11 protein-coding genes and 1 tRNA gene are annotated in these 12,189 nt (G+C 62.5%); 10 read left to right on the plus strand and 2 right to left on the minus strand.

All coding sequences use genetic code 11. The annotated features are described in order from the left end of the window. The first annotated feature begins 8 nt into the window (after positions 1-8). The 8 genes from ACESL9_RS00450 to ACESL9_RS00485 are packed head-to-tail and all read left to right on the plus strand — an operon-like array spanning position 9 to position 8,139. Positions 9-881 carry an ABC transporter permease gene (locus tag ACESL9_RS00450; RefSeq protein WP_372610316.1) on the plus strand — a complete coding sequence of 291 codons (873 nt, stop codon included), beginning with the start codon at positions 9-11 and terminating at the stop codon, positions 879-881. Further along, positions 881-1,876 carry an ABC transporter ATP-binding protein gene (locus ACESL9_RS00455; protein ID WP_372674384.1) on the plus strand — a complete coding sequence of 332 codons (996 nt, stop codon included), beginning with the start codon at positions 881-883 and terminating at the stop codon, positions 1,874-1,876. Before ACESL9_RS00450 ends, ACESL9_RS00455 begins: the two co-directional genes overlap by 1 nt. Continuing rightward, positions 1,873-2,907 (plus strand): ABC transporter ATP-binding protein, encoded by a 1,035-nt coding sequence (locus ACESL9_RS00460; protein ID WP_372674385.1) that lies wholly within the window; start codon positions 1,873-1,875, stop codon positions 2,905-2,907. The genes ACESL9_RS00455 and ACESL9_RS00460 overlap by 4 nt, the downstream gene beginning before the upstream one ends. Then, complete coding sequence (locus ACESL9_RS00465) at positions 2,904-4,346, plus strand: ABC transporter substrate-binding protein (RefSeq protein ID WP_372610310.1); 1,443 nt, start codon at positions 2,904-2,906, stop codon at positions 4,344-4,346. Before ACESL9_RS00460 ends, ACESL9_RS00465 begins: the two co-directional genes overlap by 4 nt. Then, entirely contained in the window at positions 4,336-5,781 is a 1,446-nt protein-coding gene (locus ACESL9_RS00470; protein WP_372674386.1) for an amidohydrolase family protein, read from the plus strand. Before ACESL9_RS00465 ends, ACESL9_RS00470 begins: the two co-directional genes overlap by 11 nt. After that, a complete protein-coding gene (locus ACESL9_RS00475) occupies positions 5,778-6,437 on the plus strand; it encodes an aspartate/glutamate racemase family protein (RefSeq protein ID WP_372610306.1) in 660 nt (219 codons plus the stop codon). Before ACESL9_RS00470 ends, ACESL9_RS00475 begins: the two co-directional genes overlap by 4 nt. Positions 6,438-6,445: 8 nt before the next feature. Next, complete coding sequence (locus ACESL9_RS00480) at positions 6,446-7,369, plus strand: dihydrodipicolinate synthase family protein (protein ID WP_372610304.1); 924 nt, start codon at positions 6,446-6,448, stop codon at positions 7,367-7,369. Continuing rightward, positions 7,369-8,139 carry an SDR family oxidoreductase gene (locus tag ACESL9_RS00485; protein WP_372610302.1) on the plus strand — a complete coding sequence of 257 codons (771 nt, stop codon included), beginning with the start codon at positions 7,369-7,371 and terminating at the stop codon, positions 8,137-8,139. Before ACESL9_RS00480 ends, ACESL9_RS00485 begins: the two co-directional genes overlap by 1 nt. Before the next feature lie 281 nt (positions 8,140-8,420). Here ACESL9_RS00485 and ACESL9_RS00490 read toward each other — a convergent pair. After that, positions 8,421-8,507, minus strand: a tRNA-Leu gene (locus tag ACESL9_RS00490). Between the two features lie 143 nt (positions 8,508-8,650). On the opposite strand from ACESL9_RS00490, the gene ACESL9_RS00495 reads away from it, so the two are divergent. Beyond that, positions 8,651-9,631, plus strand: coding sequence for a complex I NDUFA9 subunit family protein (locus ACESL9_RS00495; RefSeq protein ID WP_372610300.1), 981 nt, complete (start codon positions 8,651-8,653; stop codon positions 9,629-9,631). Here ACESL9_RS00495 and ACESL9_RS00500 read toward each other — a convergent pair. Further along, positions 9,628-10,434 carry an undecaprenyl-diphosphate phosphatase gene (locus ACESL9_RS00500; protein ID WP_372674387.1) on the minus strand — a complete coding sequence of 269 codons (807 nt, stop codon included), beginning with the start codon at positions 10,432-10,434 and terminating at the stop codon, positions 9,628-9,630. The genes ACESL9_RS00495 and ACESL9_RS00500 overlap by 4 nt on opposite strands. Before the next feature lie 219 nt (positions 10,435-10,653). On the opposite strand from ACESL9_RS00500, the gene ACESL9_RS00505 reads away from it, so the two are divergent. Then, positions 10,654-12,087, plus strand: coding sequence for an NAD(P)-dependent oxidoreductase (locus ACESL9_RS00505; RefSeq protein ID WP_372610296.1), 1,434 nt, complete (start codon positions 10,654-10,656; stop codon positions 12,085-12,087). The last annotated feature ends 102 nt before the right edge of the window (positions 12,088-12,189 follow it).

Raw genomic sequence — 12,189 nt, forward strand, 5'->3', positions numbered from 1 at the left:
GCGATAAAATGACGGCATTCCTTCAGTCGGAATTCTTCCACAACTACTGCCGCAGCAGTTCGGCAATGATCGGCAGCGGGTTGATGGCCTTTTTTGCGCTCGCCGTTCTGATCGGTCCGTTCCTGGTTGCGCAGAACCCCTATGACAACGCGACACTGAACCTGTTGGACAGCTACAAGCCGCCCATGTGGCTTGAGGGAGGCGATCCGCAATTCCCGCTGGGTACGGACGGACAGGGACGGGATGTCTGGGCTTCCATCCTTTACGGCGCGCGCATTTCACTGTTCATCGGATTGGTGGCGATGATTGCCTCGTGCACGATCGGCACGGTCCTGGGGCTGATCGCCGGGTTTTACGGCGGACTTGCCGACAGCATCATCATGCGCATCGCCGATATCCAGCTGTCGTTTCCGTCGATCCTGATCGCACTCTTCCTCATGTCGGCGGTGGGCACGGGGATCGACAAGGTCTTGATCGCGCTCACGGCGGTCGGTTGGGTGGTCTATGCACGGACCGTGCGCGGCTCGACCCTCTCGGAGATCGAAAAGGAATATGTACAGGCAGCCAAGGTTGCCGGGCTACCCAATACCAAGATCATCCGCAAGCATGTGTTGCCCAATGTGCTTACCCCACTCATCGTGATCGCAACGATCCAGGTCGGTACCTTCGTACTGATCGAAGCCTCGCTCTCGTTCCTGGGCGTGGGTGTTCCGATAACCAAGCCGTCGCTGGGGCTTCTGATCAAGAACGGCTTTGACGTGCTGTTCAGCGGGCTCTGGTGGACCAGCGTCTTTCCCGGGTTCGCGATCATGATGCTGGTCTTCGGCATCAATCTGTTTGGCGATTTCCTGCGTGACGAATTGAACCCGAGGTTGAAGTAATGACTGAAGCGGCAAAACAACCGCTGCTCGATGTGCGCGATCTGCGGACCCATTTCCATACGTTTGGCGGGACCGTGAAGGCCGTCAATGGCGTCAGCTTTGACATTGCCGAAGGCGAGGTCATGGGGCTGGTTGGCGAAAGCGGTGGTGGCAAATCCGTGGTCGGCTTTTCGATCCTCGGGTTGATCGACAGCCCCGGCAAAATCGAAGGCGGCCAGATCCTGCTCGATGGCGAAGACCTTGTGAAAGCGGGCGAGGCGCGGTTGCGCGAAATCCGTGGGCGCGAAATCTCCATGGTTTTTCAAGACCCGATGACGTCCCTCAACCCGTTGCACAGTGTCGGGCGGCAGATGGACGAAGTCTTGCGCCTGCACAGTGATCTTGACGCCCAGGCACGTCATGCCGCCTGTGTCGAGATGCTGGAAAGCGTCGGCATCAGCCGTGCGACGGAGCGGCTCAGGGCCTATCCGCACCAGTTCTCGGGTGGAATGCGTCAGCGGGTCGTGATCGCCATTGCCTTGCTCGCGCGGCCCCGGCTCATCATCGCGGACGAGCCGACAACGGCGCTCGATGTGACGATCCAGAGCCAGATCCTCAAGTTGATGCGCCGCCAGATCGCGGAAAAGGGCGCCTCGATGATCCTCGTGACCCATGACCTTGCCGTTGTGTCCGAGATGGCCGATCGTATCACCGTCCTCTACTGCGGCAACGTGGTGGAGAGGGGCCGCGCGCGTGAACTGATTGAGGCGCCGGCGCACCCGTATACGCGCGGGCTGATCGACAGCATTCCCGACCCGTCCAACCGGCACGAGCGGCTCAAGCAGATCCCCGGCACGGTGCCCGACATCCGCAACCTGCCGCAGGGCTGCAACTTTCGCGACCGCTGTCCGCGCGCGCAGACCCTCTGTGCCGAGATCGAGCCCAAGCTCTCCGCCCAGCGCGGCTCGCTCTCGGCGGCCTGCCACTTTCCACTGAACCCCGGAGAATCCGCATGACCGACGTCACTGCACCCATGCTCGACGTGCGCAATCTGGAGATGCACTTTCCCCTTGGCGGAGGCTTGTTCGACCGGCTGCGGATCGGGCGCAAAGGGCCTCGGCTGAACCGCTCTGTCGTGCGCGCCGTGAACGGGGTGAGCTTCAGCATCAAGCGGGGCGAGATCATGGCACTGGTCGGCGAAAGTGGCTGTGGCAAGTCCACCGTAGCGAAAACCATCGCACGTATCTACAAACCCACCGGCGGGGAGTTGCTGATCGATGGTGAGGATGTGGCCGATCATGATTTTGCGCAGATGCTGCCGGTCCGCGCCAAGATGCAGATGATCTTTCAAGACCCCTATGCCTCGCTCAACCCACGCCAGAAGGTGCGCGACATCGTGGCCGAACCGCTCTTGCAGCAGGCCAAGGGCGCCGAAGCGCGGCGCGAAGTGCCGGCACGAATCGAACAATTGCTGGCGCGCGTGGGGCTAAATGCCGAGCATGCCGGACGCTATCCGCATCAGTTCTCGGGTGGACAGCGACAGCGAATCGGCATCGCGCGGGCGCTGTCGGTCACACCGGGTCTGATCGTGGCGGATGAACCCGTCTCCGCGCTCGACGTGTCCATTCAGGCGCAGATTCTCAATCTGATGAAAGATCTGCGCGACGAATTCGGGCTGGCCTACCTGTTCATCAGCCATGACCTGTCAGTTGTGCATCACGTCGCCGACAAGATCGGGGTGATGTACCTGGGCTTCATGGTTGAGACCGCGCCGCGTGACGTGCTGTTCGCACGCCCGCGCCATCCGTATACCCGCGCGCTGCTGTCTGCCGCGCCGAGCATCAAGGCAAAGCGCGACAAGCAGGAGATCGAGCTCACCGGGGAGGTGCCTTCGGCGCTGTCATTGCCGTCGGGCTGCTGTTTTCGTACCAGGTGCCCCTTTGCCTGGGACCGCTGCGCCGTCGAACGCCCCGCCTTGCGCGACATGGGCGAGGGCCAGGCCGTGGCCTGCCACTTGATCGACGAACCGGAAAGGGATGTCGCATGACCTTGATAGCACAGTCTCGGCTGAAGCTTGGTGACCCGCATGATTGCACGGATGCCAACGACGAATTGACGGTACTGCACGCGATCTATGACACGCTGGTCAAACGCGAAGGGCAGGGATTTGTGCCAGCGCTGGCGCGGGAGTGGACGGTATCAGAGGATGCCCGAACGTGGACCTTCACCTTGCGGAGCAACGTGCAGTTTCACGATGGCACGCCCTGCGATGCCGCCGCCGTTGCTGCCTCACTCGAACGCATGGCACGGGAAGACAAGGGCTATACCCTGGGTGCGCCCGCAGTCTGGCGGCAGTTTCTCGGTGGGGCGGCGTTCGAGATGCTGGATCCGCTGCGATTGCGAATCACGCTCACCGCGCCGATGGCGGATCTGCTCGACGTGCTGGAACAGGGCTTCATCGTCTCCCCTTCGGCTTTTGAGGGACTGGATGCCGGCGATTATTCGAGGCAGATCGGCAGTGGCCCGTATCGGATTGCCCAGGTCACGGCGGAACGGATCACCGCCACGCTTGTCGAGGGGCATTTTGGCGGCACGCCCGCCAATTCCTCGGTCACCTGGTTGCTGGAACCTGATGCGGCCACGCGCCAGGCGATGCTCGAGAGCGGCAAGGTGCAGGTGGCCAATGATCTGGATTTCGTGGCCTCGCGTGCGCTGGGTGCCATGCGGCATGAATTTCTTTCGCCCGTGGCGATCATCTATCTGCTCAACGCCTCCAGGGGTCCGCTGGCCGATGCGCGCGTTCGCCGGGCGCTGAGCCTTGCCGTCGACCGGGATGCTATCGTCGAGACGGTGACGCACGGCGCTGCGCGCCCCTTGCGCGGTTTCATCAGCCCCAACCATTTCGGCGCCGGGCAGGGGGCTGGCGCGCAAATGAACCGTGAGAAGGCTCGCGCGTTGTTGACCGAAGCTGGCCATGGCGACGGGCTGGTGCTCGAGGTAGATTGCCCGACGCGCCTGCCAGATGAGGCCGAGCGGCTCACAGCGGCTCTGGGCCTGCAGCTTGAAACCGTCGGGATCACACTCAAGACACATGTACATCCCGAGCGTGAAGATTATGCCCACATGGTCCGTCGCAAGGAGATCCATGATCTTTGCATCTTTGATTCCAGCCCCATGAGCACCTATCGCGTACTTTACGAGAAGATCGACAGCCGCGTCGCAGGATCATGGTGGCAGGGCTATGCGAATCCTGCGGTCGAGTCGCTGATCGACCGGGGCCGCGTGACCACCGACCGCGCCGCGCGGGCCGAGATCTGGCGGCAGGCCTATGTGCTGCTGCAAGAGGATCCTGCGTGGCTCACGCTATACAATCCCCTGCGGGTGATCGGGATCGCGGGGGAGCATCCGGACTTTGCCATGCCCGCCAATGGCGCACTGGACGTGAGGCGCCTTCCCCCACTTGGGGAGACCACCGATGCAGGCTGATACACTTCTGACCGGCGGGTGCGTCATTACTATGGACCCGTCCCGCCGCGTGATCGAAGACGGGGCCGTCGCCGTGGCCAACGGGGTCATCGTGGCGATCGGCACGGCCGCGACCTTGCGAGAACAGATCGAGGCGGCGGCGGTAATCGACGTCACGGGCCATGTCGTCTTTCCAGGACTGGTCGACGTTCATGCCCACGCGGGCCATGGCCTGATCAAGACGATGGGGATGCATCGGGAAAACCGCTGGGAGGCGATCTGCGGCGAGGTCTATACGCGGGTTTCGCCTCCTGAATTCTGGCATGCCGAAGGCCGCCTCGCTGCACTGGAAAGGCTGCGGTTTGGCGTGACCACCGGTGTATCCCTCCTTGGTGGCGGCGACACGATCATGCGCAGCGATCACCCCGAGTATGCCGCCGCCCATTGCCGCGGGGTGGTCGAGGTAGGCACCCGCAGCGTTGTCGCCGTGGGCCCGACCCGCGCGCCACACCCGATCACCTATGCCGATTGGAAAGACGGCACGCAACGCCACTACCCTGTGACTTTCGAACAGCAATTCGACACGAGCAAGGCTGTGGCCGCAGACTGGCACGGCACTCATTCAGGCCGCATCAACATCGCCATGCTATACCCCGTATTGCGTGATGAACATGAGCGCGACATGGCCCCTGCCGACTATGCCGCCGCCTGCGAACAAGCCCGGGCCGTGCGGGCCTTTGCACGCGAAAAAGGGTTGGTCTTTACCCAGGACGGGCATTGGCGCGGCTCAATCCGCCGGGCTGATGCACTTGGGCTCCTGGGGCCTGACGCGCTGCTGTCGCATTGCATCGATCTGCACGACGACGAGATCATGCTGATGGCTCGGACCGACACGAAGATCGCGCATAACCCTTCGGCCAATGCATCTATCTCGGGCCGCTGCCCAGCCATCGAAATGCTAGAGATTGGCGCCTGCGTGGCCTTGGGGTCGGATGCTACCGCGCCGGACCGGTCCGGCGACATGTTCCGCCACATGCAACAGGCCATGCACTACCACCGTCGCCATTTCCGCGATGCCGACGTGTTGCCCATCGGCAAGGTGCTCGAGATGTGCACCATCGACGGAGCGAGGGCGCTGGGGATGGAGAAAAGCATCGGCTCGCTCGAGATGGGCAAGGCAGCCGATATCGTCACGCTGGACCTTGCGCGCGCGCATCTTCAGCCGGGCAACATGCCAGTGCACCGGCTGGTGTGTTTTGCCAACGGCAACGATGTGACCAATGTGATGGTCGGTGGCGAAATGGTGCTGCGCGACGGCCGCGCGACGCGCTTGGACGAGGCCACCGTTCTGAACGAAGCCGCAGAACAGGAAAATCTGATGATCGACCGCATGGGCGCACGGCAAGACCTGCAACTGCCGTCCGATTTCTGGGGTCATCCGGGAGGACAATCATGACGATCTACATCATCAACCCAAATAGCAGTCAGCATGTCACGGATGGTATAGACCGCGCGGTCGATCCGATGCGCGCGGCCAGTCCGGTGCCAATCATTGCCCGTACATTGGCCGAAGGTCCGCCGGGGATCGAGACCCAGGCCCATGTCGATGGCGTCGTCGGCCCGATGCTGTCCCATTGCGCGGACCTCGAGGATCAGGCCAGCGCCTTCGTGGTCGCCTGTTTCTCCGACCCGGGGCTCACGGCTCTTCGCGAACAATCCTCCCGACCGGTGCTCGGCATTGCCGAGGCGGCCGTTCTGACCGCCATGACCCTCGGCCAGCGTTTTGGCATCCTGTCGATCTTGCAACGCAGCATCCCGCGCCACATGCGTTACCTGGGTGCGATGGGGGTGACGGACCGGCTGGCCGGCGATCAACCGCTGGAGCTCGGCGTTCTTGACCTGGCAGACGAGACACGCACCTTTGACCGGCTCAAGACCGTGGGCACCAGCCTGCGCGATGGCGCGGGCGCCGATGTGCTGATTCTCGGCTGCGCCGGGATGACCGCCTTTCGCGGTAATCTTGAAACACATCTTGGCATTCCCGTGGTTGAACCCTGCCAAGCGGCCACCGCCATGGCCATTGGCCGGGTCGCCCTGCAACAGACACGATAGGAGACAACATGTCAGCACTCACAACCGCGGCCAGAGGCGTCTTTGTCATCGCCGTCACCCCATTCCACCCAGACGGGCGCATCGACATCGAAAGCTGCGACCGCATGGTCGACTTCTATCTCGAAACAGGCGCCACGGGCCTGACCGTTCTTGGCATGATGGGCGAGGCCCCCAAGCTGACGATCTCGGAATCCTGCGATGTTGTCGCACGAATCCTCAAGCGGGTTGGCGGTCGCGTGCCAGTGGTCGTCGGCGTTTCGGCTCCGGGTTTTGCACAGATCGATACCTTGACCCGCGCGGTCATGGACCTGGGCGCGGCAGGCGTCATGGTGGCCCCGCCCGGCAGCCTGCGCACCGACGATCAGATCGTGAACTACTATACCCAAGTGGCCGATACCCTGGGTGAGGTTCCCTTCGTCCTGCAAGATTTTCCATTGGTCACCGGCGTGCAGATGTCGCCAAAAGTGATCGCGCGCATCGTCAATGATCTGCCGACCTGCGTGTGCCTCAAGCACGAAGACTGGCCCGGTCTGGAAAAGATCAGCGTCCTTCGGGCCGAGGGTATGCTGAAGCGCCCTTTGTCGATCCTTTGCGGCAATGGCGGGCTCTTTCTTCCCGAGGAAATGGGTCGCGGCGCGGATGGCGCGATGACAGGCTTTGCCTACCCCGAGATGATGGTTCAGGTGGTGGATCTCTACAGCAAGGACGACATGACTCGCGCGCAGGACATCTTTGACGCTTATTTGCCGCTCGCACGTTTCGAGCAGCAGCCGGGGCTGGGCCTCGCGATCCGAAAATACACGCTCGCCAGGCGCGGAGTCATCGCTCACGATAGCCTGCGCCGCCCCGGTGCGCCGTTAACAGAAAGAACCCGTGCCGAGGTGGACCAACTGATCGCCCGGCAAGAGAAACGACTGAAGGAATTGAACTGATGGATCTGGAACTCACCGGTAAACGTGCACTTGTTCTCGGGGCCAGCCGCGGCCTTGGCATGGCTATCGCCAATTCGCTCGCCGCCGAAGGCGCCACCGTCTTTGCTGCTGCGCGCAACCGCGACAAGATCGAGGCTTGGGCGGCAGGCATGGACCACGTGCATCCCGTGGAATGCGACCTCTCGCAAATCGCGCAGGTCGATGCGCTGGCAGACAGCCTTCTGGCAGATGGCGGCGTGGACATCATTGTCAACAACGGCGGCGGTCCTCCTCCGGGCACAGCGCAGGCCGCGGAACGGGCCCTGTGGCTCACCCATTTCGAGGCGATGGCAGCCAATATCTTTCACCTTAACACCCGGCTTCTCCCCGCGATGAAAGAACGGGGCTGGGGACGAATCATCTCGATCACCTCTTCGGGTGTTGAACAGCCGATCCCCAATCTGGCGCTGAGCAACGGCATCCGTTCCGCCGTGGTTGGCTGGTCAAAGACGCTGGCGAACGAGGTCGCTGGCGATGGCATCACGGTAAACGTGGTCATGCCGGGTCGCATTCATACGCAACGTGTCGACGAACTCGATGCCGCCGCAGCCAAGCGCACGGACAGCGATGTCGCCGATGTCGCCGCCAGGTCGCGCGCGACGATCCCGGCCAGCCGCTATGGAAAGCCCGAGGAATTCGCGGATGTGGTGAGCTTTCTTGCATCGGCCCGCGCAAGCTATGTGACAGGCTCGCGTATTCGGATCGACGGCGGGGCAATCCGCGGCATCTGATGGATGCGACAGTTCCGGATCGAGAGGCCACGCGACGCCATTGGCTGCCGCGCGGCCATGAGGCGGCGCCGATGGATTACCTTGAAGGCAAATAGTTCCGCCCGTCCGTGAGCGGATGATGGTCTCGGGGCCATGCCGCGCTCGACGTTTCGCGGCGCAGTATCCTCAGCATGCAAGGAAGCGAGTGCCTCTGGGCAGCGGCCCGCGATTTGGAAAGATTGCATGAGCTTTCCAAATCCCGGGCCGGAATATCATCAAAACACGAATTTTCGGCCTTGAAATGGTGCCCAGGAGAGGACTCGAACCTCCACGTCCATACGGACACTAGCACCTGAAGCTAGCGCGTCTACCAATTCCGCCACCTGGGCAGGTGTCGTGAGGCAGGCGTTTAGACCGCGCTCGGAAGACTGTCAATCGGTTTTCCTGTATATGCCGGGGCCTCCGTTTTGCCTTGTCCCGCAAGCCGCCGGGCGATAGGAAAAGTCGACATCTTGCAAGACCGGAGGGCGCCATGTCGAAGCTTGTCACCATCTATGGCGGATCGGGGTTCGTGGGGCGGTATATCGTCCAGCAGCTGGCCGCAAAGGGCTGGCGGGTGCGGGTGGCTGTACGGCGGCCCAACGAGGCGATGTTCGTCAAGCCCTATGGCGTGCCCGGTCAGGTCGAGCCGGTGTTTTGCAACATCCGCGACGATGCGAGCGTGACCGCCGTGATGCAGGGGGCGGATGCGGTAGTGAATTGTGTCGGGACGTTTGCCGCACGGGGGCGCAACAATTTCGACTCGGTTCAGGCCGAAGGGGCCGAGCGGATCGCGCGGATCGCGGCAGATCAGGGCATAGAGCGGATGGTGCATATCTCGGCGCTGGGCGTGGATCGTGACCAGAAGAGCGACTATGCACGCACCAAACGGGCCGGAGAGGAGGGCGTGCTGCGCCATATGCCGGCTGCGATGATCCTGCGCCCATCCGTGGTGTTCGGCCCCGAGGACGGGTTTTTCAACCGCTTTGCCGGGATGAGCCGGTTCGGCCCCATCCTGCCCCTGTTCGGGGGCGAGACCAAGTTCCAGCCCGTCTATGTCGATGACGTGGCCCGGGCGGCCGTGATGGGTGTCGAGGGCAAGGCCGAGGGCGTCTTTGAACTGGGTGGACCCGAGGTGAAAAGCCTGCGCGGCTGGGTTCGCGTGATGCTTGAGACGATCCACAAGCGGCGTCTGGTGATGGATCTGCCGATGTGGCTGGGACGATTGATGGCGTGGGGGTTCGACATGGTCGAGATTGCCAGCCTGGGTTTGATCGGCAACGGCGTTCTGACCCGCGATCAGGTCCGGCAGCTGGGCACCGACAACGTGGTGGCCGACGGGGCCCGGGGTTTTGCCGATCTGGGGATCGAACCGGTCGCGGTCGAGGCCATGATCGACAGCTATCTCTGGCGCTTTCGGTCATCCGGACAATATGACGCGATCCGTGATTCGGCCAAGAACCTCAGAACCTAGACCGAATAGGCCAAGGCCAGAAGGACAAGACCCAGAAGCACGCGGTAGATCACGTACGGGGTGAAACTCGTGGTGCGCAGCAGCCGCATCATGAACCCAAGCGCGAGCAGGGCAGCGAAAAAGGCAAACAGCGCCGCGATGGCACCGTCGCGGGCGGCGCCCATGTTGGCGGTGGCGGCGACCTCGAACCCGAGCAGGGCACCCGAAGCAAAGATCGTGGGGATCGACATCAGCATGGAGAGTTTCGCAGCGTCGTGACGGGCATAGCCCAACATGCGCCCCGCGGTGATGCAGATGCCCGAGCGCGACGTGCCGGGGATCAGGGCCACGGCCTGCCAGAGGCCCATCCTGATCGCATCGGCCAGGTTCCAGTCGGCATCTGTTTTCGTGGTCGCGCCGGCCTGGTCGGCCCACCAAAGGAAGAGCCCGAAAAGCAGCATCGTCCAGCCGATAACGGTCATCGAGCGCATGGCGTCACTCAGACCGGTAAGCTTTAGGAACAGGCCAAGGAGGATGGCGGGAATCGTGGCGATCAGAAGCAGGAAGGCGAGACGCGCGCCGGGGGTGTCGATCCGTCCGATGAGCATGCGCGGGATGCCCGCGAAGCCCATGCGAACGTCGCGCCAGAAAAACAGGATCACGGCAAAGAGCGTACCGATATGTACCGCGACGTCGATCACCTGGCCCTGATCGTCCATGCCTGAAAGTTCCGGCAAGAGGATAAGGTGGCCCGAGGACGACACAGGCAGAAATTCGGTGACGCCCTGAATCAGGGCGACGAGAATCAGGTGAAGGAGTGGCATGTGCTCGGCCTTTGGGTATTTTTTCAGCTATAAGGGCGGGTGCTGTTAAGGTGAAGGCGGAAATTAGGTCCGTAACGGTCCTAAAAAGGGAAATTTTTTCGCAAATAATCAACGGCCATATCAGAATGCGTCCCTTTAGGTCACTAATACTGACTTTTCTTTCGTGATATGATGCATTAATCAGCAGTTCACTGGAAAAATGATGCGGAGAGGATCGCCGTGGCCAAGCAACCGATGTTGAAATTCGTGTCTGTCGGAAGGGACATGCCCGAGAAGCGCGTGCCCAACCTGCGCAACAGGGATTTCCACGAGATTTATGGCGAGTACGCGGACGAGAAGGCGCGCGAGCAGGCCGGGCGGTGCAGCCAGTGCGGCGTGCCCTATTGCCAGACCCATTGCCCGCTGCACAACAACATCCCCGACTGGCTGCGCATGACGGCCGAGGGACGGCTGCGCGAAGCCTATGACCTGAGCCAGGCGACCAACACCTTCCCCGAGATCTGCGGCCGCATCTGCCCTCAGGACCGGCTGTGCGAGGGCAATTGCGTGATCGAGAAATCGGGCCACGGCACGGTGACGATCGGCGCGATCGAGAAATACATCACCGACACGGCATGGGAAGAGGGCTGGGTCCAGCCCATCACACCGGCGCGCGAGCGGACGGAAAGCGTGGGCATTATCGGCGCGGGGCCCGGCGGGCTGGCCGCCGCCGATCACCTGCGCCGGGCCGGCGTGCAGGTCACGGTCTATGACCGCTATGACCGGGGTGGCGGGCTCATGACCTATGGAATTCCGGGGTTCAAGCTGGAAAAGGACGTGGTGATGCGCCGGATGGAGCAGCTCGAACAGGGTGGCGTTCAGTTCCGGCTCAATTGCAACGTGGGCGACGACATCTCGTTCGAGGAAATCCGCGCGGCACATGATGCGGTGATCATCGCGACCGGCGTTTACAAGAGCCGCGAATTGCCGGGGCCGGGCGCGGGCGCGCGGGGGATCGTCCGGGCGATTGATTACCTCACCGCGTCGAACCGCCTGGGATTTGGCGACAGCGTGCCGGATTTCGAAAGTGGCGAGCTGAATGCCAACTGCAAGAAGGTGATCGTGATCGGCGGTGGCGACACGGCGATGGATTGCGTGCGCACCGCCGTCAGGCAAGGTGCGGAGAGCGTGAAATGCCTCTACCGGCGCGACCGGGCCAACATGCCGGGCAGCCAGCGCGAGGTGCAGAACGCCGAGGAAGAAGGCGTGATCTTCGAATGGCTGGCCGCACCGAAAGCGTTCAAGGGCGATCCGGTGAATGGCGTGGTGGTGCAGCGGATGCGCCTTGGCGTGCCGGATGCGACAGGACGGCAAAGCCCCGAGGTGATCGAAGGGGCGGATTACACCGAAAGCGCCGACCTTGTGATAAAGGCGCTCGGATTCGAGCCCGAAGACCTGCCCGCGCTGTGGGATCAGCCGGAACTGACCGTGACCGGATGGGGCACGGTGAAGGCGCAATATGGAAGTGGCGAAACCGAGCTGGACGGGGTTTACGCGGTGGGTGACATCGTGCGCGGAGCGAGCCTCGTGGTCTGGGCGATCCGCGACGGGCGCGATTGTGCCGATGCGATCCTGTCGCGCCTGAACGGCGTTAAGGAAATGGCCGCGGAGTGATAAACTGGGGGGTGACTCATGTGCACCGCCCGGCTGCTGCCCGGCTGCCGGGAAACACGCCGGAGAAAGTTAAAGTGTCAGCATTGCTGACCTGTCTGATGA

Source organism: Aquicoccus sp. (assembly GCF_041686535.1).
Lineage (GTDB): Bacteria > Pseudomonadota > Alphaproteobacteria > Rhodobacterales > Rhodobacteraceae > Aquicoccus.